The organism is Labrys sp. (in: a-proteobacteria) (assembly GCF_047605565.1).
Taxonomy (GTDB): Bacteria; Pseudomonadota; Alphaproteobacteria; order Rhizobiales; family Labraceae; genus Labrys; species Labrys neptuniae.
In genome coordinates this window covers 142,396-164,067 of record NZ_JASGFM010000002.1, presented here as the reverse complement: position 1 = coordinate 164,067, position 21,672 = coordinate 142,396, and the positions used below count along the sequence as shown (strand labels likewise).

Annotated in this window: 16 protein-coding genes; 6 read left to right on the top strand and 10 right to left on the bottom strand. The window is 64.8% G+C overall.

Translation table 11 applies throughout. The features are described 5' to 3' along the window. Window positions 1-699: a TPM domain-containing protein gene (locus QM672_RS02870; protein ID WP_415080560.1), complete on the top strand. Its 699-nt coding sequence runs from the start codon at window positions 1-3 to the stop codon at window positions 697-699. Window positions 700-703: 4 nt separating this feature from the next. Here the strand turns inward: QM672_RS02870 and QM672_RS02865 are convergent, their stop codons facing one another. The 4 genes from QM672_RS02865 to QM672_RS02850 form a co-directional block, all read right to left on the bottom strand. Continuing rightward, on the bottom strand, window positions 704-1,855 hold the full coding sequence (locus tag QM672_RS02865) for a Gfo/Idh/MocA family protein (RefSeq protein WP_367627053.1): 1,152 nt from the start codon (window positions 1,853-1,855) through the stop codon (window positions 704-706). Between the two features lie 103 nt (window positions 1,856-1,958). Further along, window positions 1,959-2,792, bottom strand: coding sequence for a carbohydrate ABC transporter permease (locus QM672_RS02860; protein WP_367627052.1), 834 nt, complete (start codon window positions 2,790-2,792; stop codon window positions 1,959-1,961). After that, window positions 2,792-3,670: a carbohydrate ABC transporter permease gene (locus tag QM672_RS02855; protein ID WP_311943209.1), complete on the bottom strand. Its 879-nt coding sequence runs from the start codon at window positions 3,668-3,670 to the stop codon at window positions 2,792-2,794. The genes QM672_RS02860 and QM672_RS02855 overlap by 1 nt, the downstream gene beginning before the upstream one ends. A 222-nt stretch (window positions 3,671-3,892) precedes the next feature. Continuing rightward, the gene (locus QM672_RS02850) at window positions 3,893-5,239 is read right to left on the bottom strand and encodes an extracellular solute-binding protein (protein ID WP_394311794.1); all 1,347 of its coding nucleotides are present in this window, start codon (window positions 5,237-5,239) and stop codon (window positions 3,893-3,895) included. A 221-nt stretch (window positions 5,240-5,460) separates the two neighbouring features. Here QM672_RS02850 and QM672_RS02845 point away from each other — a divergent pair, with 221 nt between their 5' ends. Beyond that, a complete protein-coding gene (locus tag QM672_RS02845) occupies window positions 5,461-6,060 on the top strand; it encodes a GNAT family N-acetyltransferase (RefSeq protein ID WP_311943214.1) in 600 nt (199 codons plus the stop codon). Window positions 6,061-6,203: 143 nt separating this feature from the next. Continuing rightward, window positions 6,204-7,580 (top strand): glucose-6-phosphate dehydrogenase, encoded by a 1,377-nt coding sequence (gene zwf, locus QM672_RS02840; protein ID WP_311943216.1) that lies wholly within the window; start codon window positions 6,204-6,206, stop codon window positions 7,578-7,580. 165 nt (window positions 7,581-7,745) lie between these two features. Here zwf and QM672_RS02835 read toward each other — a convergent pair whose 3' ends face one another. Together QM672_RS02835 and putA are read right to left on the bottom strand one after the other, a co-directional pair. Beyond that, window positions 7,746-8,552 carry a hypothetical protein gene (locus tag QM672_RS02835; RefSeq protein WP_311943218.1) on the bottom strand — a complete coding sequence of 269 codons (807 nt, stop codon included), beginning with the start codon at window positions 8,550-8,552 and terminating at the stop codon, window positions 7,746-7,748. Window positions 8,553-8,803: 251 nt separating this feature from the next. Next, window positions 8,804-12,514, bottom strand: coding sequence for a trifunctional transcriptional regulator/proline dehydrogenase/L-glutamate gamma-semialdehyde dehydrogenase (putA, locus tag QM672_RS02830; RefSeq protein ID WP_415080559.1), 3,711 nt, complete (start codon window positions 12,512-12,514; stop codon window positions 8,804-8,806). A 164-nt stretch (window positions 12,515-12,678) separates the two neighbouring features. Here putA and QM672_RS02825 point away from each other — a divergent pair, with 164 nt between their 5' ends. Next, a complete protein-coding gene (locus QM672_RS02825; RefSeq protein ID WP_311943222.1) occupies window positions 12,679-13,155 on the top strand; it encodes an Lrp/AsnC family transcriptional regulator in 477 nt (158 codons plus the stop codon). Window positions 13,156-13,269: 114 nt separating this feature from the next. Here QM672_RS02825 and QM672_RS02820 read toward each other — a convergent pair whose 3' ends face one another. Together QM672_RS02820 and QM672_RS02815 are read right to left on the bottom strand one after the other, a co-directional pair. Next, the gene (locus QM672_RS02820; protein WP_415080558.1) at window positions 13,270-13,956 is read right to left on the bottom strand and encodes an REP-associated tyrosine transposase; all 687 of its coding nucleotides are present in this window, start codon (window positions 13,954-13,956) and stop codon (window positions 13,270-13,272) included. Window positions 13,957-13,983: 27 nt separating this feature from the next. Beyond that, complete coding sequence (locus QM672_RS02815; protein ID WP_415080557.1) at window positions 13,984-15,009, bottom strand: GlxA family transcriptional regulator; 1,026 nt, start codon at window positions 15,007-15,009, stop codon at window positions 13,984-13,986. A gap of 264 nt (window positions 15,010-15,273) precedes the next feature. Here QM672_RS02815 and QM672_RS02810 point away from each other — a divergent pair, with 264 nt between their 5' ends. Beyond that, entirely contained in the window at window positions 15,274-17,268 is a 1,995-nt protein-coding gene (locus tag QM672_RS02810) for a M1 family metallopeptidase (protein ID WP_415080556.1), read from the top strand. Window positions 17,269-17,538: 270 nt separating this feature from the next. On the opposite strand, the gene QM672_RS02805 is transcribed toward QM672_RS02810, so the two are convergent. Then, the gene (locus tag QM672_RS02805) at window positions 17,539-18,702 is read right to left on the bottom strand and encodes a winged helix-turn-helix domain-containing protein (RefSeq protein WP_415080555.1); all 1,164 of its coding nucleotides are present in this window, start codon (window positions 18,700-18,702) and stop codon (window positions 17,539-17,541) included. A gap of 134 nt (window positions 18,703-18,836) precedes the next feature. Beyond that, window positions 18,837-19,856, bottom strand: coding sequence for a zinc-dependent alcohol dehydrogenase family protein (locus QM672_RS02800; protein ID WP_311943232.1), 1,020 nt, complete (start codon window positions 19,854-19,856; stop codon window positions 18,837-18,839). Window positions 19,857-20,052: 196 nt separating this feature from the next. On the opposite strand from QM672_RS02800, the gene xseA reads away from it, so the two are divergent. Then, window positions 20,053-21,630 carry an exodeoxyribonuclease VII large subunit gene (gene xseA, locus QM672_RS02795; RefSeq protein ID WP_311943234.1) on the top strand — a complete coding sequence of 526 codons (1,578 nt, stop codon included), beginning with the start codon at window positions 20,053-20,055 and terminating at the stop codon, window positions 21,628-21,630. The last annotated feature ends 42 nt before the right edge of the window (window positions 21,631-21,672 follow it).

Here is a 21,672-nt window from a genome sequence, read left to right as displayed (position 1 = left end):
ATGACCCGGGTGCTGACGCAGGACGATCATCGGCACATCGCAGCGGCCATAAGCGCGGCGGAAGCGAAAACGTCGGGCGAGATCTACTGCGTCGTCAGCCATGCCGTGGCGAGCTATCGCTGGATTCCGGTGACCTTGGGCGCGGTCGCGGTGTTGCTCACGCCGGTGCTGATCGGCCTGCTGGCGCCCGGGCTGCTGCACGTCTCACTGTTCGGCGCGGACTGGAGCAGCGGCAATTTCAGCCAGGCCGACATGGCGTCCTCCCTCAGAAGGGGATTGCTCACTGTCAGCCTGATCCAGATCGCCGTTTTTGCGGTGGTGACGGCCCTGAGTTGGCCACAGCGTGTGCGGCTCTGGTTCGCACCGCCGCCCATGCGCCGGCACAAGGTGATGCTTGCAGCCCGCAGCCAGTTCCTGGCCCAGGGCCTGCAGCAGACAGCCGATCGCACCGGCCTTCTGCTGTTCATCGCCATGGCCGAGCGGCAGGCCGTGCTCATCGCCGATGATGGTATCGACGCCAAGGTCGAGCAGCAGGTCTGGGACGACACCATCGCCGGCCTGACCGAGGCTGCTGCGGCCGGGCGTCTCGCCGAGGGCCTGGTCACCGCCATCGGCCAATGCGGAAACCTGCTGGCGCAGCATTTTCCGCCCGAGAGCCAACCGCGGAACCAGTTGCCGAACCGCGTGGTGGAGCTATAGGGCGCTACGCGCCCGTCAGCGCCTCATCGAAGCGGCGCCAGCTGTCGGTGAGGTCGAGCACGGCGCGGCTGGCGCGAGCCTCGTCCATCTTGATGGCGGTCAGGCCCGCCGCGAGCGCGTCCACCACCGAGACCGGCAGCGGCGCGCCGTCGATCAGATGCTTGCCGATATCGGCGGCCATCTGCTCGTCGGCGCCGTAATGAGCGGAAAGCTCGGTCACCTCATAGCTCTTGTCGATCAGTTTCTGCGAGGTGCGCGCATCGTGCACCCGGAAGTAGTTGCGCACGAAATCGCCTTCCGCCATGCCCTTGGAGCCGATCACGCAGAAACGCCGGAACTGGTCGGGCACGTTGATATTGGTGTGGAAATTGAGGGCAACGCCGTTCTCGAACTCAACGATCGCCACCTGGAAATCGATGATGTCGGCATCGGAATCGAACACCTTGTCCGTGCTCAGCCAGCCGCTCGGCTTGCGGTGATAGACCTCCATGTCGTTGATGCCGACGGCCGTGGGGGCATTGCCTGGCAGGAAGGTGCGGCGGCCGCCGAAGCTCGCCACCCGGACCGGACGCGAGCCGACCAGGCCCTGGTAGAGATCGATGTCGTGGCAGCATTTTTCCAGCATGAAGCCGCCAGAATAATGCTGGTAGCGCCGCCAGTCGCGCATGAAGAAGGCGCCGTGATAGGGTGCCAGATGCTCGGACGCCTCGATCGAGACGATGTCGCCCAGGATCCCCTCGTCCCGCATGCGGGTGAGATCGCGGTAGAGCGAGGCATAGCGCAGCACCAGGCCGACCATCACGCTGTCGGTGCCATGGATGCGCAGGAGTTCAAGCAGCTTGAAGGTGTCCTCCTGCGAGGTCACCACCGGCTTTTCGGCAAAGACTTTCACGCCATGCTCGAGTCCCGCCTGGATATGGCCGAGATGCATTGCATTGGGCGAGCCGACCATCAGGAGGTCGAGTTTTTCGGCGGTGAGCAAGGCCTCGGGGCTGTCATGGACGCGTCCCGCCTCGATGCCATGCTCCTTCATGTAGCCGAGGCCCGCCGGCGCCGGGTCGACATAGCCGACCACGGTGAAGCCCGGCACCATCAGGCTGAAGATGCGGGCGAGATAGCCCATGCGATAACCGAGCCCGATAATGCCGACCTTCATCGTTTCCGCTCCATGACTGTTCAGACAATTCCTACAGGGCTTCCGCGGACGATTGAACACATCCTTGGTGGCAACGGACGTTCCCCCACAGCCTGGAGGCACCTCACTTGACCGCTCCGGCCGTGAGGCCCTGGATGAAATTTCGCTGGAAGATCAGATAGACCACGATGATCGGCGCCACGATGATCACCGCGCCCGCCGTCAGGGTCGGGATGTCGACGATATATTTGCCCTGGAAGAACAGCATGCCGATCGGCAGCGTGCGCACGGCATCGTTGTTGACCAGGATCAACGGGATCAGGAATTCGTTCCAGGTCCAGATGAACAGGAAAAGTGCGAGCGTCGACATCGCCGGCTTCATCAAGGGCAGGATGACATGGCGCAGCACCTGCAATCGCGTCGCGCCGTCGATCACCGCGGCGTCGACGAGCTCGGTCGGCAATTGCCGCATGGTGCTCGCCATGAACAGGGTCGCGAAAGGGATCGACATGCCGATCTGCGGCAGGATCAGCGCCCAATAGGTATTGAGCAAGCCGAGCCAGTGGAACTCGTAGAACAAGGGAATGATGAAGGCCTCGGTCGGCACCATCATGCCGATCGTCAGCATCACGAAGAGCGTGCGCTTGAGCGGCAATGTGAGGAAGGCGAAGGCAAAGCCCGAGAGAATGCCGAGCATGACGGCAATGGCGACCACGGGCACCACCACCAGCACGGAATTGAGGAAATAGGTGCCGAAATGCCCGTCTACCCAGGCCCGCACGAAATTCTCGAAATGCGGCTGCTGGGGCAGGACGAAAGCGCCGGCCAGAAGGTCCTTCTGGCTTTTGAGCGAAGTCAGCAGCAGCAGCGCAAAAGGCGAGACCGTCAGCAGGGCAAACAGCCAGAGCAAGGCCCGTAGCGGCAGCATGGAGGCGGCGCGGCGTGGTGAGGCGGCCATCAGCGATCCCCTCCCCGCTCTGGCATGAAGCGATGGATGACGGCATTCACCACAAAGATCAGAATCGCCCCGATCACCGCCACCGCCGAGGCATAGCCGTAGCGCCCGAGATCGAAACCGAGCTGATACATGTAGAGGTTGGGCACCAGGGTTGCATTGGCGGGGCCGCCACGCGTCATGGTGAAGACGAGATCGAAGCTCTTGATCGAGGCGATCACGGTCAGGAGCAGCACGATGCGCATTTCCGGCAGCAGCGAAGGCACGCTGATGTGGCGGAAGGACTGGATCGGCGTGGCGCCGTCGACCTTGGCGGCATCGTAGAGCGAGGGCTCGATACGCGCGAGGCCCGCCATGAAGATGGCCATGCAGAACCCTGCATAATACCAGGTGGCGACGAAGCCGACGGCCGGCAGGGCAAAGGTGAAGCTGCCGAGCCAGGGCAGAGCAAGCGATTTGAGGCCGATCGCCTTCAGGACCTGGTTGAGCGGTCCGAAGGCGGGATTGTAGAGCCAGCGCCAGATAATGCCGAGTACGGCCGTGGGCATCACATAAGGCATGAAATAGAGCGTGCGGAGAACGAGTTGCTCACTGCTTCGGATCGAAGTGACGATGGCCGCCATCACCAGGCCCAGCAGCAAAGGCAAGGCCACGTAGAAGACCAGCAGCAGGAGATTGTTCTTGAGCGCGATGGTGAACACCGGGTCGGAAAACAGCGCAATATAGTTTTCCAAGCCGACGAAACGTGGCGCGCTGATACCGTCCCAGGCCGTAAAACCAAGGACGATGGAGCTGAGGATCGGCACCAGAACGAAAGCGCCATAGATCAGGAGCGACGGCAACACATAGAGAAGATTGCGGTATTTGGAGGCATCGAGCATGAGGCTGTCTCGGATCCGATCCTAAGATGGACGAGAAGCCTTCTCCCCTTGCGGGAGAAGGTGCCCCGAAGGGGCGGATGAGGAGAGATACGCAACCTTTGGAAAGTACGCTTTTGCACCCCTCATCCGACCTCGCTTCGCGAGGCCACCTTCTCCCGCAAGGGGAGAAGGTTTGCCGCGCCTCATCCGGCAAGGCCAATGCGTGAAGATGCCTTCCGTTCCCTATTTCTTCAGGCTCGCAATATAGCCCTGATAGTCCTTGTCGACCGCAGCGACGAACACTTCGGGTGTATCCTCCTTGGCAATCACCCGAGTCAGGCCATCGGAGAGCGTCTTCAGCATGGTAGGGCTGGCCCAATCCGGATAATGGCCGAGGGCATTGGCGGCGTTGACCGTGTTCCACACCTTGATGGTCTCGCCGAGCAGGGCCGGGATCTGCACCTTGTCGGGTTTCTCCAGCGCCGCGACAGGCAGGTAGCCCGCCGCCGCCCAGGCCGCCGCGGCATCGTCGGACAGGAGATAGTTGATATAGTCGCCGGCAAGATCCTGCGTCGCCTTGTCCTTGGCGAGCGCCGTGATGGCCCAGGCAAGCTCCACCCCGCCGACCACCAGCGGGTCCTTCACGCCGGCCGCGGGCGGCAGCGCCATGAAATGGATGTCGGGATTGGCCTGCATGTCGCCCAAACGCCAGGTCCCGGTGACCTGGAAGGCGCCCTGCCCGCCCACGAAGAGCTGCACGGCATCGTCATCGGCAATGCCCTGATAGCCATCGTTGAAGGCGCCGCCATTGGCCCAATCCTGGATCTGCTTGGCAGCGGCGATATAGCTCGGCGTATTCCAGCTGCCGCCCCGGCCATAGACGAGGTCATCGAGCCCCTTGCGATCGGCAGCGCCGATCATGGCCTGCGACAAGGCAGCGTACATATGGAGCGACATGTGGCCCTTGGTCAGGCCGATGGTGAAGGGCACGGCCCCTTTGGCCTTCAAGGTCTCGACGTCCTTGGCCAGTTCGTCCAGCGTGGCCGGTGGCTTGTCGATACCGGCCTCCTTCAGCACCTTGGCGTTGTAATAGAGGCCCACCAACTCGCCGAGGGCCGAAATGCCATAGGTCGGGCCGGTGCCGAACTCACCCTTCTCGGACCAGCGGTCGCGCGCCAGCACGCTGTCCGACTGTTTCTTGTCCCAGCCATATTTCTTGATGTAGTCATCGATAGGCAGCAGCAGCTTCTGCTTGACCATGGCGCCCATCTCCTGGGCGCCTTGATTGGCCTTGGTCACCGCGGGCCCCTCGCCCGTGGAGAGCGTCAGTTTCAGGGTCATGGCGAGATCATCGAAGGTTCGCGCCGTGCGGGCGATCTTCACACCCGGATGCGCCGCCTCGAACTTGGCGTTGATATCGGTGATGACCTTGGCCTGGGAAGGCAGCGCATTGTCGTCCCAGACCGTCAGAGTCTGCGCACCGGCGCCCTGAATGGTGCCTCCCCACCACAGGGCGGCAACTGCCAGCGGCGGCAGAAGCCGGCGCAATAGAGCATTGGTTCTCAAAGAAGACGTCCCAGTCCGCAACATCGGTGGTCCCCCTCTGCGTTGCGCTATGCTGGACGCTGGTCGCCTGTCCGAATTGGATGTACGAACGGCCGCGCCCCATTCTTGGTTGGCGCTACCATCACGGGGAAGCAGGCCGTTGGCAAGTTGCAATTGCGTATTGGTAAGACGATAGTGGCTGAATGGCCGGCCAGGAGCCTCTTCCCATACCTCCCCTCCCCGCCGGTTCCGCACGGAGTTCCTCCTTGGCCGACACCGCCGTCATCCGCCCCGCCACCGAGGCCGACCGCCCCGCCCTTTTTGAAATCTGCCTGCGCACGGCCGACAACGGCTCCGATGCCGGCCATCTCTATTCCGAGCCGCGCCTGCCGGGCTTCATTTGGGCCGTACCCTACCAGGCCCTGGCACCCGATTTCGCCTTCGTCCTCGACGCCGGTAGCAGAGCCGTGGGCTATGTCGTGGCCGCGCCAGACACCACCGCCTTCGCCGACCGACTGGACAGCGAATGGTGGCCGCAGGTGCGCCTCGAGGTTGCTGACCTGACGCCCAGCAAGGCCAGTGACGAACGAGCCCTGTCGCTGATCCGCCGCCCCGAGCGGAAGGATCCTGCCATGATCGCCGACTATCCGGCCCATCTCCACATCAATCTGCTGCCGCCGTTCCAAAGCAGCGGCTGGGGCCGCCGCCTGGTCGAGACCGAACTCGCGGCTCTCAGAGCCAAAGGCGTGCCGGGCCTGCATCTCGGCGTCAGCGCCGGCAACGCCAAGGTGATCGGCTTCTACGAGAAACTGGGTTTTCGGGAGATCGCACGACCGGCAAGCATCTATATGGGCATGCGGCTATAGGGGCGCTGGCGGACAAAAGGTCCATCCTGCCGGTGTCCGTCGCCTGCTGCGCTGACGTAACGTCTTTCCGACTTCCCATCAGGCCTCTTCCGTTTTACCAACTGGTAGTTTCGCTGGGTGGCAGTTCAATTCGGGAAGACATCATGCCGGCACCGCATTCCGACGCTTTCGTTCTCTTCGGCGCCACGGGTGATCTCGCCTTCAAGCAGATCTTTCCTGCCCTGTATGCCATGGTCCGACGCAACGCCCTCTCCGTCCCGGTGATCGGCGTCGCCTTCGATCCCTGGGACGTGGAGAAGCTGCGCGCCCGGGCCCGCGAGAGCACGGTGAAGGCCTATGGCGATGCCTTCGACGAGAGCGTATTCGCCAGGTTTTCCGATCTTCTCGGCTATGTCAGCGGCGATTACCGCAGCCCCGAGACTTTCGCCAAGCTGAAGGCGGCCCTAGGCCAGGCCAGCCGCCCCCTGCACTATCTGGCGATCCCGCCGAGCCTGTTCGAAACGGTGGCTGAAGGCCTGCAGCAATCGGGCTGTGCCGCCAATGCCAGGCTGATGGTGGAAAAGCCCTTCGGGCATGACGAGGCTTCCGCCAAGGAACTCAACGCCGTCCTGCATCGCTTCTTCGACGAGAGCGCCATCTTCCGCATCGACCACTATGTCGGCAAGGAAGCCATCCAGAACCTGCTCTATTTCCGCTTCGCCAACGCCTTCCTCGAGCCGGTCTGGAACCGCAATTTCGTCGAGAGCATCCAGATCACCATGGCCGAGAACTTCGGCGTGCAGGGCCGCGGCAAGTTCTATGACGAGGTCGGTACCATCAGAGACGTGATCCAGAACCATCTCGTCAACGTGCTGATCCTGCTCGCCATGGAGCCGCCGGCCGGCCGGCTCGAGGACGATCTGATCGAGGAGAAGGTCAAGATCTTCAAGGCGATCCGCACGCTGACGCCGCAGGACGTGGTGCGCGGCCAGTTCGTCGGCTATCACGACGAGCCCGGCGTGGCACCGAATTCCACCGTGGAGACCTTCGCGGCGGTGAGGATGTTCGTCGACAGCTGGCGCTGGGCCGACGTGCCCTTCTATATCCGCGCCGGCAAGAACCTGCCGGTGCGCTGCACCGAGGTGGTGGTCCGCTTCAGGAAGCCGCCGCACGACGTGTTCGCCGAACGGTTGCAAGGGCCCTCCAACGAGCTTCGCTTCCGCATCAATCCGCAGATCACCATCGGACTCGGCTCGCGTATCAAGGCGCCCGGCGAGAACCTGGTGGGCGAGCCGGTCGAACTCGTCGCCGTCGATGACGGCACCGGTGACCTCGCCCCCTATGAGCGACTGATCGGCGACGCCATGGAGGGCGACAACGCCCTGTTCACCCGGCAGGATGCCGCCGAAATCGCCTGGCGCATCTTCGATCCCGTCATCGGCAATGTCGTGCCCGTTACCCCCTACCAACCCGGTACCTGGGGCCCGTCGACCATGGCCGGCTTCGAACCGCCCTTCGGCTGGGTCGACCCGACGGTGTGAGGACCCGTCCATGAAGGGCGGCGCTGAGCTTTGTCATGCCCGGGCTTGACCCGGGCATCCACCGCAGTGCCCTGCGCAATGGCGAGAAAAGAGCTGGATTGCCGGGTCAAGCCCGGCAATGACAATGGTCGCGTGAGTTCAAATCTGCTTGCGCCGGCCGAAGCCTCAATTGCACTTCACGTCATAGTCCGACACCGAGGGGTAGTCGTTGTCACCCGCCGTGGTGACCGACAGGGTGCCCGCCTCGCCGCGATAATTGTAGCTGCAATAGCCGAGGCCGGTGCCCGAGCAGGCCTCCGCCTCGATCACGCCGAGCTTGACGAGTTCGGCGACGCGGCTGTCGGTGCGATCCTGCTCGCTTGAAGGCACCGGCTCCCAGCCATTCGCCTTCAGCGCGGCGCGCGCCTTGTCGATCGGCATGTTGTTGATGTTGGGCACCTTGGCACGGCCGCCGCAGACGCCGTCACTGGCCGCCACCGGGTTGAACTCGAACTTGTAGTCGTCGATCGAGCGGATATCGCCGATCGGTGTGGCGAGATAATCGCCGTCGATGACACGCACCCCGCCCCCTTCGAGAGCCTGGACGCGGCCCAGCGACTGCTTGGAGCCTTTTTCGGCATAGAGCAGGGCAACCAGCTTGCCGCCGTCGAAGACACCGACATTGCCGTCATTGACCAGGCAGGTACCGCTGGTGCCCGGCTCGAACCCACCGGCGAAGCTGACGGCGCGCAGGGAGGTCCCCAGCTTGGCCTCGCCCGTCACGGCCCAGCCGCGCTCCGCCACGACACGGCCGGCTTCAGAGGCAGGCTTGACAACCAGCTGGCTGCACTCGTCTGCTCCTTCCACCGCCCGGGGGGCACGCGGCAGGGTGGTCAGAAGGCGGAATGCCACGCCCTTGACCTCGCTGCTGGTGGAGGGCGGCTCGTCCCCCATGCCCATCGCCGCAGCCATGGCCGCCGGGGCGCCCAGCATCAACGCGCTCGCCAAAGATGCCGCGAGGAAAGTCCGGCCTTTCCCGGTATTCGCCACAGCCCGCCGTCCATCCGTCATTGTCGTCTCCACTGCTGCCGATTCATGGGATCGGCGCAGGCGCCAAGATATCGGCGCGCGGCGACAAGACAATCGCCATGGAGCGAAGTTTCAAGCTCGGCTGGGGATAGAGGTTTCCGGGGGAACAAGGCGATGTTCGTTCGGGCACGGTAAGGCGAGCATCTGCCTGTCCCCTACCCAATCGTCATCAGGCTGGCATTGCCGCCGGCGGCCGTGGTGTTGATCGAGGTGGAAACTTCCTCCAGGAGCCAGTTGAGGCAATAGGCGTCCGCCTTCGCCGCGAGTTCCTGCGAGGAGGCCGCTTGCACCAGGACGAGCGGCCCCGGCAAGGCGGCGATGGCCTTGCTCGCCTCCTGGATCTCATCCGGGTTTCCCTCGACCAGGGCACCGGCGAACGGGCCCGACTTCCTCCAGTCCTTGCTCCAGCTCACCCGCACCGCCACGCTGGCCGGCAGGGTCTTGAGCACGGGTTGCAGCCCGGAAGCCATATCGATCACCACGCTGTTGCCGGTCGCGAGCGCCGCCGTGAGCTGCCGGTGCAGGCCGATCTCGGTCTGCGGCACCAGCAGGATCTGGCCGCGCGGATGCAGGGCGTAGAGGTTGCGCTCGCCGACCGGGCCGGTCAGCTCGATCTCCAGGCCGAGGGCGGAGTCGCCGCCGATTTCGCGCGCATCCTGGGCCAGATTGTTCATGCCGCGCTGTCCCAGCCATTTGGCGAAGTCGGTCAGCACCGGATCGGTATGGACCGAGCTGTGCCGCGGGGGGATTGGCGGGGTGTCGACCAGGCGCCCGAGATAGAGGGGCCCGCCCGCCTTGGGACCGGTGCCCGACAGGCCGCGCCCGCCGAAGGGCTGCACGCCGACGACCGCGCCGATGGTGTTGCGGTTGATGTAGACATTGCCTGTTTTCACCAGGCTGGTGACATGGGCGATGGTCTCGTCGAGGCGGGTGTGCAGGCCGAAGGTCAGGCCATAGCCGGTCGCGTTGATCGCATCGATCAGGCGTTCCAGATCGTCGCGCTTGTAGCGCACCACATGCAGTACCGGCCCGAAGACCTCGCGCGTGAGATCGGCCAGCTCGTTGATCTCGATGATGGTGGGCGCCACGAAGGTACCGGCCTGCGTCGCTTCGCCCAGCGCCACCTGCTCCACCTTGCGGCCGCGGCCGCGCATGGCCTCGACATGGCCCTCGATGGTGGCCTTGGCCTCGGCGGTGATGACGGGGCCGATATCGACCTTCAGGCTGTCGGTTGAACCGATGCTGAGCTCCTTCAGCGCGCCCTTGAGCATGGTGAGGGTGCGGTCGGCGACATCCTCCTGCAGGCAGAGCACGCGCAGGGCCGAACAGCGCTGCCCGGCGCTATCGAAGGCAGAGGCGATCACATCCGCGACCACCTGCTCGGCCAGGGCCGATGAATCGACGATCATGGCGTTCTGGCCGCCGGTCTCGGCGATCAGCGGGATCGGCTTGCCATGGGAGCCGAGGCGCGTGGCGAGCTGGGCCTGGATCAGGCGCGCCACCTCGGTCGAGCCGGTGAACATCACGCCAGAGGTCTCCGGCGCGGCGACGAGTGCCGCGCCGACCCGGCCGTCGCCCGGCAGGAGCTGCAGGGCATCGGCCGGGACACCGGCCTCGTGCAGGATGCGCACGGCCTGGGCGGCGATCAATGGCGTTTCCTCCGCCGGCTTGGCGAGCACGGCATTGCCCGCCACCAAAGCGGCGGCAACCTGGCCGGAGAAGATCGCCAGCGGGAAATTCCACGGGCTGATACAGACGACCGGCCCGAGCGGCTTGTGGGCGACGCCCAGCGTAAGGCGGGCCTGGTCGGCGTAATAGCGCAGGAAGTCGATGGCCTCGCGCACCTCGGCGATGGCGTTCGGCATCGACTTGCCCGCCTCGCGCATGATCAGGCCGAGCAGCACCGGCATCTCGCTCTGCATGATGTCGGCGGCGCGCTCCAATGCGGTCGCGCGCTCGCCCGGTGTCCAGCGGGACCAGCCCTGCATCGCCTTTTGCGCGTTCGCCATCGCCGTGGCGACATCGGCCTCGGTGGCCTCGGTCACCTCACCGACGACATCCTCATGGTCGCCGGGATTGAGCACGGGCCGGCTTTCTCCGGCACTGCGAGCGCCAGCAAGCTGCGGCACGGACGTCCAGGCCCGGCCGGCGCTCTCCTTGAGGATTGCGCCGATCTCGGCAAGCGTCGTCTCGTTGGAAAGGTCGAGCCCGGCGGAATTGGCACGCTCGTCATAGAGCTGGGCGGGCAGGGAAATCTGGTCGTGGCGCGCCCCGACCACCGCCATCGCGCTGATCACCTCGGCCGGATCGGCGATCAGTTCGTCGACCGAAACATTGGGGTCGCCGATGCGATTGACGAAAGAGGAATTCGCCCCGTTTTCCAGGAGACGGCGCACGAGATAGGCAAGCAGCGTCTCATGCGTGCCGACGGGGGCATAAATGCGGGCCGGCCGGCGCAGCTTGTGCGCCCCGACCACCTCGTCATAGAGCGGCTCGCCCATGCCGTGCAGGCATTGGAACTCGTATTGGCCAGTTTTGAAGTCGGCGCCGGCGAGTTGATAGATGGTGGCGAGCGACTGGGCATTGTGCGTGGCAAATTGCGGGAAGACGGCGTCGGTGGCCTCCAGCAGCTTGCGCGCGCAGGCGATATAGGAAACGTCGGTGTGCACCTTGCGGGTGAAGACCGGAAAGTCGGGCAGGCCGTCGACCTGCGCCCGCTTGATCTCGGCATCCCAATAGGCGCCCTTGACCAGGCGCACCATGATGCGGTGCCCGGTGCGGCGCGCCAGGTCGATGATGAAATCGAGCACGAACGGGCAACGCTTGCCATAGGCCTGGACCACGAAGCCGATGCCGTCCCAGCCCTTGAGATCGGGGTCCTCGCACAGGCTCTCCAGGAGGTCGAGCGAGAGTTCGAGCCGGTCGGCCTCCTCGGCGTCGATGTTGAGGCCGATGTCGTATTGCTTAGCGATGGCGGCCAGCGCCTTCACCTTGGGCAGCAATTCCGCCATCACCCGCTCGGCCTGGGCGCGCACATAGCGCGGATGCAGCGCCGAGAGCTTGATGGAGATGCCGGGCCCGTCATAGATGCCGCGGCCTGCCGAAGCGCGGCCGATGGCGTGGATGGCGGTCTCATAGTCCTTGTAGTAGCGCGTCGCATCGGCAGCGGTGGTCGCCGCCTCGCCCAGCATGTCGTAGGAATAGCGAAAGCCCCTCTCCTCCAGCGGCCGGGCGCGTTTCAGCGCTTCCGCGATGGTCTCGCCGGTGACGAACTGCTCGCCCATCATGCGCATCGCCATGTCGACGCCGCGGCGGATCACCGGCTCGCCGCAACGGGCGATCAGCCGGGTCAGCGCCGCCGACAGGCCGCGGTCATTGACGGTGTTCGAGAGTTTGCCTGTAACCACCAGGCCCCAGGTCGCGGCGTTGACGAAGAGCGAGCGCCCGCCGCCGACATGGGAGCGCCAATCGCCATCGGCGATCTTGTCGCGGATCAGGGCGTCTCGCGTCGCCATGTCGGGAATGCGCAGCAAGGCCTCGGCGAGGCACATCAGCGCCACGCCTTCCTGGCTGGAGAGCGAATATTCATGCACCAGCGCCTCAACACCGCCGCCCCGGCGCTTGGAACGCAGCGCCTCGATCAGCTTGCGGCCGGTGGCGCTGATCGCCTCCTTGACACCCGCCGGCAGGTTGGCCTGCTCCAGGAGCGCCGCCACGCATTCCTCCTCGGAACGGCGATAGGCCGCCGTGATGGCCTGGCGCAGCGGCGTCTGCGGCCGGATCGGCGGCGCAAAATCGGCGAAGGGCCTGGGGGCAGGCTGGGGATTTTGCAAGGAACCTTGGCTGAGTGCGGCAGATGTCGTCATGGCTGTCTCGCTCTGGGGAAACGTCAGGTGCCATTGGGCCGGATCGGCGATGATACCTCGCGTCGTGGCGATCACATAGCACGCCCCATTCTTGCATTTTTGCCAAGATTATGCGCCTTTGTAGACAATATCACTTTTGATTCATCGATATCCAGGACTTTTGGATGGCAAAAACGACAGAAACAGGAAATCTGGACGGTTACGACCGCAAGATCATCGATGCGCTGGTCGAAAACGGCCGCATCTCCATCACCGAACTGTCTGAAAAGATTGGGCTTTCCAAGACACCGTGCCATCAGCGGCTGAAGCGCCTTGTCGACGAGGGTTACATCCGCGGCTTCCGCGCCATTCTCGACTCCAGCAAGATGGGCCTCGACCATATCGCCTATACGGAAGTGAAGCTTTCGGACACGCGCGAGGCCGCGCTGAAGGCCTTCAACGCGGCGGTGTTCAAGATCCCGGAAGTCGAGGAATGCCATATGATCGCAAGCTCCTACGACTATCTCCTCAAGGTGCGCACCGCCAATATCCGCCGCTATCGCCAGGTGCTCGGCGAACGCATCTCGAGCCTGCCCCATGTCGCCAACACCTCGACCTTCGTGGTGATGGAATCGGTCAAGGACACTGACCTGGTGCCGTGAGCGAGGAGCAAATTAAATTAATTCAGGGACAGTTTACTAATTTCAACGATGAGTCCACGTACGGATCAAGCGAAGCTACGTCATTAGTAAACTGTCTCCGATTTTCCGTTCATTTCACCGCGATGTCGACCGGTCCCCTTCGTCCAGCTTGCTCTTCCTGCCCCGCTTCTGCGGCCTGAGGACACGGCCGGTCACGGCCTCCAGCTGTTCGATCCAGGCGCCGCCGCCGAGCGGCCGGCCCGACGTCTCCGCCAGACGCAGGGCGTTCGCCGCCCTCTCGTCCTCCCCGGCCTGCAGGAGGCCGGCGATATCGGGGAAACGTTCGCGCACGGGGCCGAGATCGGTCAGCCCGTCGTCGCGGCCGTCGAGATGGACCCGCGCGCTCGACCAGGGCCAGTCCTGCGCCCGCTCGACCAGGCGCGCGCGGACGGGGTTGAGGCAGACATAGCGGACCGCATGGGCCAGGTGCGTCTCGTCCATGACCACGGAACCGAAGCGTCCCTGCCACAGATGCCCGGTCCATTGCTGGCGCGTGTTGATGCGCGCGGTGTAACGCCGATGCGTCTCGCCCAGCATGGCCCTGAGCCCGTCCGGTTCGGTGGGAATGGCGAGCAGATGAACGTGATTGGGCATCAGGCACCAGGCGATCAGCCGCGTGCCCGATTTCGGGGCATAGATCTTCAGGAGATCGAGATAGGCCCGGTAATCCTCGTCGCAGAAGAACACCCGCTCGCGGCGATTGCCCCGCTGCGTGACATGATGGGCAAAACCGGGAACGACCAGACGGGCGATACGGGCCATGCGCCGATCATGATCGGTCGCGTTAAATTAGTAAACTGTCCCCGAATTAATTTGCCATTCCTTGCGGAATTCGCTCGGCGTTGTCGTGAAGCGCTGACGGAACCGCCGGCTGAAATGGGCGGAATCCGAGAAGCCGCACTCCATGGCGATCTTGGCGAAGGATTTGTTGGAGGTCTCGACCATATGCCGGGCGAGCGACAGCCGCATCTCCATGAAGGCCGCGCGCGGCGAGGTGGCGAGCGCGCTCTCGAAATGGCGCTCGAGCCGGCGCTTGGTGATGCCCAGATGCCGGGCGATCTGGCCGACGGAGAGCGGCGCATCCAGGCTTTGCTGCACCAGCAGCAGCGCCTTCCTGACGAAGGGATCGGAGGTGTTGAAATCGAGCGTCGGGCTCGGCTGCGGCGCCTCGCCGACCTCCGCCCCGTTGATCATCATGATGTGCAGGCTCTTGGTCGCGGCGGCCTTGCCCAAATGCCGCTCGACCAGGAAGGCCGCCAGATGGGCCGCGCTGGCGCCGCCCGGACAGGTGAGGCGGTCGCGATCGACGATGAAGATCTGGTCGGACACCGGCTGGAGACCGTCGAACTGCTCCAGGAAATCGGTGTGGTGGAACCAGCTCACGCAGCAGCGATAGCCCTCCATCAGCCCGGCATGGTGCAGGATGAAGGCGCCGGTGCACACGCCGACGAGCGGCACCCTGGCCGCCGCCGCCCGCTGGAGATAGCGCGAATAGGCGGGGCTGAGTTTCGGGACCTCGTCGATCAACCCGCCCACCACCACGATATAGTCGAACTTGCCGGGGTCCCCCAGCCTCTCGCTGGGCGCGACCACCACGCCGCTGCTGGAGGCGATCGGGCTCATGGTGTCGGACAGCACGCTCCATTCGAAGCGGATCGGCCGGCTGCGGTCGCCTTCATCTGCCGCCAGGCGCAGCACGTCGACGAAATTGGCAAAGGCGTTCAGGGTGAAGTGACGCGCCAGGATGAAGCCGACGGACAGCCGCGGCGCCTGCTTTTCGGACCGAGCCGGCTTCCTTGTCCCCGCTTCGCTCACGCCGCGCCTCCCTGTGCCGGGACGTCGCACATGTAACATCCGATCGACGCACCCATCCTATTCATGTCGACGACACCCGGCAAGATGTCGGGACCGGGCAGTCGTCCCGCCGCCGGCATCAATTTGTTGCATCGGTCGTACAAATCATGGCGAGGACAGCGTTCATGCTCTAAGAAGTGAGCGGGGATATCCGATTGGGATGGAGGGGACAGTCCATCGACAGCAGGTATTTCCATGAATACGGCAGAAATATACCAACGATTCTTGCATCATAGGCGGCGGCCCGCGCATCTTTTTCCGATTGCATTCCTTTGTCTGGCTGCGACGCCGGCCCTGGCACAGTATCAGCCCCGGGAAACCTTTGCGCCGCGCCCGCCGGCGCAGGCCGTCAACGCCTATCGCTCGGCCAATGGCCTGCCCGGTCCTCAATATTGGCAGAACAAGGCCGATTATCAGATCCATGCCACGCTCCAGCCTGATCAGCCTGCCATCAGCGGCGATGAGGTCATCACCTATACCAACAACAGCCCCGACCGGCTGACCGAGCTCTGGCTGCAACTCGACCAGAACATCTACAAGACCGACAGCCGCAGCGGTTACGCCAACGGCAAGGCGCGCGAGGGCACCACGGACGGCTTCGTGCTCGACAGCGTCGCGATCGGCGGCGGCAAGGCAGCACCCGTTTCCTATACCGTCAGCGACACACGCCTGCGCATCGCCCTGCCGATGCCGCTGGCCGCCAAGGGCGGGCAGGTCAAGCTCCACATCCGCTATCACTTCGCCATTCCCGGCGAATGGGGCGGGCGCATGGGCTGGGGCAAGGCCAAGGCCGGGCCCGTCTACGAGATCGCGCAATGGTATCCGCGCATGGCCGTCTATGACGACATCCGCGGCTGGGACACGCTGCCCTACCTAGCCCAGGAGTTTTATCTCGACTATGGCAATTTCGACTATTGGGTAACGGCACCGAGCACCATGCTGGTGGCGGGCTCGGGTGAATTGGCAAACCCGCAGGAGGTGCTGACATCCGAGCAGCAAAGTCGGCTCAAGAAGGCCCGCGCCAGCGACAAGACCGTGACCATCCGCAGCGTCCCGGAAATCGATGATCCCAAGTCACGCCCGAAGAAGGACGGCACGCTGACCTGGCACTATCGCATGCAGAACAGCCGCGACGTGGTTTTCGCAGCCTCGGTCGCCTTTGCCTGGGACGCGGCGCGCATCAACCTACCGGGCGGCAAGTCGGCGCTCGCCATGTCCTTCTACCCGGCTGAAAGCCAGGGCAGCGAGCGCTGGGGCCGTTCGACCGAATATCTCAAGGACGCGGTCGAACGCTTTTCGGCCCGCTGGTATCCCTATCCCTGGCCGGTCGCTGTCAATATCGCCGGCCCCGACGATCTCGCCGGCATGGAATATCCCGGCCTGCTTTTCGACGGCATTGGCGACAAGACCAAGGACCTGTTCTGGGTTACCGCCCATGAGATCGGCCACACCTGGTTTCCGATGGTCGTCGGTTTCGACGAGCGGCGCGACGCCTGGATGGACGAAGGCTTCAACACCTTCATCGACGTCTATGAGTCGGACGATTTCAACCATGGCGAATATGCGCCCAAACGCGATGTCGAATATGCGCCGGGCGGTGGCAATCCCGTCGACGAGATCATCGAGGTATTGAAGGACCGCGACGCGCCGCCGATCCTCTCGCGGGCCGACACCGTGATCGAGAAATACCGCCACCCGGTGACCTATTTCAAATCCGCGCTCGGCCTCGTGCTGCTGCGCGAGCAGATCCTCGGGCCGGAGCGCTTCGACGCGGCCTTCCGCCAGTTCACCGCGGCCTGGGCCTTCAAGCATCCCAAGCCGGACGATTTCTTCCGGGCGATGGAAAGCAGCACCGGCGAGGACCTCTCCTGGTGGTGGCGCGGCTGGTACGACCACAATTGGACGCTCGACCTCGCCATCGACAAGATCGGGCCGGCGACCGACGACAAGGACAAGGACAACAAGGACAAGGCGCCCAAGGGCACGGCCATCACCGTCGGCAGCCACGACAAGCTGGTCATGCCGGTGACCTTGCGGGTCGACTTCGCCGACGGCAGCCATCGCGACTATCGTCTGCCCGCCGAAAGCTGGATCAGGCAAGCCTCGACCACCGTCATCGTGGAGCCCGGCAAGAAGGTGGTGCAGGCCACCCTCGATCCCGACCACAAGATCCCCGACGGGAACCGCGGCAACGACAAGCTGCGCGCCGACGCAAAATAGCCGACCAGTAACGCCGTGCCCGTGAAAGGGCACGGCAAACCAGAACGAACGAGCATCCGGTCCGAGTACTCGTTGATCTGACCAGAATTGGAAAACAAGTGCTCCCGTCATCCCCGGCGCGGCCGAAGGCCGTGGGAAGGGGATCCAGGGGCTATGAGTTTCGTCCTGTAACTCCTGGATCCCCTTCCCGGGGTCTTCGACCCCGCCCGGGATGACATGTCTTTTAGGCAACAGTGGATGCTGCCCATCAGCATCGATAACGTGCCGGCATCACTCCGCCAGCTGGAAGGCCTCGAACCGTCCCAGCGCTTCCTCGATCGCGGGCTTGTGGGCGGCGGCATCGCCCTCGCCCACCCAGTTCCATTGCTGGATCAGCACCTTGCCGGCGGCGCGGTCCGTCTTGAGATCGATGGCCGCTACCACCTCTTCGCCCACCAGCACCGGCAGAGCGAAATAGCCGAAAACCCGTTTTTCCTTCGGCACATAGGCCTCGAAGCGGTGATCATAGTCGAAGAAGAGTTTTAACCGCTTGCGCTGGATCACCAGGGGGTCGAAGGGCGAGAGGATATGCACGAGCTCGGCCGGCGGCGCCGCGGCGACGGCGTCGAGCGTTTCGGGGCTGGCCCAATGCTCGGTCTTGCCGGCCCCCTCGACCTCCACGGCCACCAGGTCTTTGCGCCGCACCCGGCTTTCGAGGCGCTCGCGCACCGCACCCTTGCGGCCGGCATCGAGATGGCAGATGGAATCGAGGCTGATCAGCCCCTGCGCGCGCAGCGCCCGGTCGATGATGTAGTCGAGCCGCTGGCGCTCGGTGGCCGGCTTGGGCTTGAGGTCCCGCTGCTCAGCCCAGCCGAAATGGCGCTCCATCAGCTCATAGGTCTTGAGCATGCCCACGCGGGCGCTGATGGTCAGCACGCCGGTATAGAAGGCCAGCTGCAGCGCCTTCTTCGAAGGCTTGCGGCTGGCCCAGGGATGGGTCTTCTCCACCAGCACGTCGTCGTCGATGTCGCGAATGGAGAGAGCCCCACCCTTGCGGATCAGGCTGAGGACCTTGCGCAGATCGGCCTTCGACACGCTCTCGAACCAGCCATTGGGCCGGTCGAGATAGGCCTTCATGTCGGGCAGGAAGTAGCGCAGGTCCTGGGTGGGAATATAGGACAGCGCATGCGTCCAATATTCGAACACCGACTTGTCGGCGCTTTGCGCCTGGACGAGATGGTCGCGGCGATAGTCGGGAATGCGCGTCCACAAGATGTGATGGTGGCTGCGCTCGATCACGTTGATGGTGTCGATCTGCACATAGCCCAGATGCGCGGTCGCCGCAGGAGTCGCCTGCGGCCCGTCGCCGAAGGGAGCCAGGCTGTCGAGGCGCTGGGCCCTCAGCCAGATGCGCCGGGCCTGCGTCTTGTCGATGGAAGGCAGTTTACGGGGCATGCAATCTCGCCAGGATACGGGGCGGCTGGGAGCACGCTCCCAGCCTTCATGCCCTGCAAGATAGGTCTTCCCGGCCGAGTCGCCAGCCCCGCGCCAGTATTTTGTTCACGAAACGTTTACGGTCCGGCGGCTTGTCAGGGCACGAAGAGGATCTTGACCTCGCCCGGCCCGGCCGGCCTGGCAATGATGGCGGGCACCTCCTCCAGCCTGACCTCGCGCGAGATCAGCTCGTCGAGCTTGAGGGCTCCGCTGGCCACCAGCTCGGCCGCCCGCCGATGGGTGAAGGGGTTGATGAAGGAGCCGAACACCTTCAGCTCGCGGAACAGGATGTCGAAGGGCTCGACCGCCACCTTCTCGCCCTGCGCCATCACGCCGAGGATCACCACGGTGCCGCCGGGACGGGCGAGCCGGAAGGATTGCTCCACCGTTTCGGCCACGCCGGCGCATTCGATCACCACGTCGGCTCCGCCGGGTAGCAGGCCGTCGGGGCCGGTCACGTTGGCGATGAAATCGCCCCGGGTGGGATCGATGCTGGCGGTGGCGCCCACGCGCTCGGCCAGCTCGCGCTTCACCGCCTGGCGCGTGGACAGCACCACGCGTGACGCGCCGGCGAGCCTGGCCAGTTGCACCGTGATCAGCCCGATCACGCCGCCGCCGAGCACGATCACCGAGGAGCCCGGCTGGATATCGGCAATGTCGATGCCGTGCAGGCAGCAGGCAATCGGCTCGCAGAAGGCGCCATGGCTGGCCTTCAGGGACAGCGGCAGTTCATAAGCCTGCTGCTGCGGCACGATAACATAGTCGGCCAGGCCGCCGTCGCGGTGAATGCCGATGGCGGTGAGATTGCGGCACAGATTGATCCGCCCGTTCTGGCAGTGCACGCAGCGCCCGCACACGATGTTGGGATCGCCGGTCACCCGCATGCCGGTGCGAAAACCCTGCACGCCGGGGCCGACTTCCTCGATGATGCCGCAGAATTCATGCCCCAGGGTCACCGGCGGCTTGGAGGGAAACTCGCCCTTGAGCAGATGGCGGTCCGTGCCGCAAATGCCGGAGGCCTCGACCCGCACCAGCAGGTCGCCCGGCCCGGGCTTCGGCCTTTCCACCTCCTTCAGAAAAAGCTCTCCCACCGCATCGAGCCGCACTGCCTTCATCGTTGCCTCCGCCTGTTGTTTTGATTGTTCATACAATTCTAGGCCGGATTCGGGGCCGCGGGATAGTACCCGCCGGCATTTCCTTGGAGCGCGGACATCCCAGCGACATGCTTATGTCGCGATGTCCGCTCTTGAACCGCCAGCGTTCAGAGCGAAGAGCGGACAAGATGTCCGCGCTCCATGTAAGATGGCCGCCATGCCCGACAATTCTCCTGATTCTCAGCCCTCCAACGCCCCTGAATGGTCCGTCTCCGAGCTCTCCGGCGCCCTCAAGCGCACCGTGGAGGATGCCTTCGGCTATGTGCGCGTGCGGGGCGAGATCTCGGGCTATCGCGGCCCGGTGGCGTCGGGACACGCCTATTTCGCCCTCAAGGACGAAGGCGCCAAGATCGATGCGGTGATCTGGAAGGGCAATCTCGCCCGGCTGCGCCAGCGCCCCGAGGAGGGCATGGAGGTGATCGCCCATGGCCGGCTGACCACCTTCCCCGGCAAGTCCTCCTACCAGATCATCATCGACCGGCTCGAACCGGCCGGCCTCGGTGCGCTGATGGCGCTCCTGGAGGAGCGCCGCCGCAAGCTCGCGGCCGAAGGCCTGTTCGACGAGGGCCGCAAGCGTCCCCTGCCCTTCCTGCCGCGGGTAATCGGCGTGGTCACCTCGCCGACCGGCGCCGTGATCCGCGACATCCTGCATCGCATCACCGACCGCTTTCCGCGCCGGGTCATCGTCTGGCCGGTGCGGGTGCAGGGCGAGACATCCGCCGCCGAGATCGCCAATGCCATCGCCGGCTTCGATGCCCTGCCGGCCGGCGGCCCGATCCCGCGCCCGGACGTGCTGATCGTGGCGCGCGGCGGCGGCAGCCTGGAGGATCTGTGGTCGTTCAACGAGGAAGTCGTGGTGCGCGCCGCCGCGGCGTGCTCGATCCCGCTGATCTCGGCGGTCGGCCATGAGACCGACTGGACGCTGATCGACCATGTCGCCGACCGCCGGGCCCCGACGCCGACCGGTGCCGCCGAAATGGCCGTCCCGGTCAGGGCCGACCTCTTCGCCAATCTGCACGATCTCGGCGCCCGCCTCACCGGCCATGCGCTACGCATGATCGAGCGCCGGCGCCAGGACCTGCGCAATCTCGGCCGGGCCCTGCCCAGTGGCGAGGCCCTGCTCGCGACTCCGCGCCAGAAACTCGACCTTGCCGCCGGCCGCCTGGTGCACGCGCTCACGCTCAACACCCGCCGCCACCACCAGCGCTACGATGCCCTCACCCGCCGGCTGCTGACGCAGAGCCCCGCCAACCGGCTCGACCGCAGCCGCGACCGCTTCCACGCCATCGCCGAACGCCTGGAGGCTTCGGCGCGCATCGCCCTCGCCCGCAAGCGCGAGGCCTTTGCCGGCCGAGCCGGCCAGCTCACCCCGCTCTTGCTGTCCCGCCGCAGCGAGGCCGGGCGCGAGCGCCTGTCGAGCCTCGCCGGCCGCCTGCTGCAGGCCGCGGCCGCGCGCACATCGGCCCAGCGCGAAAGGCTCGACCGCTTCGCCGTGCTCTTGGAAGCCTATTCCTACCAGGGCGTGCTGCAGCGCGGCTTTGCCCTGGTGCGCGACGAGCAAGGCAGCCCCATACGCAATGTCGCGGCAGCCCAGGCCGCAGCGAGCCTCGACCTGCAATTCGCCGATGGCCATTTCATCGTGGGCAAGGGTGCGCCCCCGCCGGCCCCAGGCGTGGCGAAAGCCAAGCCGAAGAGCGGACAGGCCGGTCCGCAACCGAGCCTGTTCGACGATTAGAATTGGCTCTGTTATAGTTTCGACAAGATCAGCAACACATAG

Excerpts from the sequence above, each read along its gene's own strand:
- QM672_RS02865 (WP_367627053.1), bottom strand. The coding sequence starts at position 1,855 with ATGAAGGTCGGCATTATCGGGCTCGGTTATCGCATGGGCTATCTCGCC.
- xseA (WP_311943234.1), top strand. The coding sequence starts at position 20,053 with ATGCCCGACAATTCTCCTGATTCTCAGCCCTCCAACGCCCCTGAATGG.
- QM672_RS02825 (WP_311943222.1), top strand. The coding sequence starts at position 12,679 with ATGGCAAAAACGACAGAAACAGGAAATCTGGACGGTTACGACCGCAAG.
- QM672_RS02860 (WP_367627052.1), bottom strand. The coding sequence starts at position 2,792 with ATGGCCGCCTCACCACGCCGCGCCGCCTCCATGCTGCCGCTACGGGCC.
- QM672_RS02870 (WP_415080560.1), top strand. The coding sequence starts at position 1 with ATGACCCGGGTGCTGACGCAGGACGATCATCGGCACATCGCAGCGGCC.
- QM672_RS02805 (WP_415080555.1), bottom strand. The coding sequence starts at position 18,702 with ATGCCCCGTAAACTGCCTTCCATCGACAAGACGCAGGCCCGGCGCATC.
- QM672_RS02835 (WP_311943218.1), bottom strand. The coding sequence starts at position 8,552 with ATGCTGGGCGCCCCGGCGGCCATGGCTGCGGCGATGGGCATGGGGGAC.
- QM672_RS02820 (WP_415080558.1), bottom strand. The coding sequence starts at position 13,956 with ATGGCCCGTATCGCCCGTCTGGTCGTTCCCGGTTTTGCCCATCATGTC.
- putA (WP_415080559.1), bottom strand. The coding sequence starts at position 12,514 with ATGACGACATCTGCCGCACTCAGCCAAGGTTCCTTGCAAAATCCCCAG.
- QM672_RS02800 (WP_311943232.1), bottom strand. The coding sequence starts at position 19,856 with ATGAAGGCAGTGCGGCTCGATGCGGTGGGAGAGCTTTTTCTGAAGGAG.
- QM672_RS02850 (WP_394311794.1), bottom strand. The coding sequence starts at position 5,239 with ATGTTGCGGACTGGGACGTCTTCTTTGAGAACCAATGCTCTATTGCGC.
- zwf (WP_311943216.1), top strand. The coding sequence starts at position 6,204 with ATGCCGGCACCGCATTCCGACGCTTTCGTTCTCTTCGGCGCCACGGGT.
- QM672_RS02855 (WP_311943209.1), bottom strand. The coding sequence starts at position 3,670 with ATGCTCGATGCCTCCAAATACCGCAATCTTCTCTATGTGTTGCCGTCG.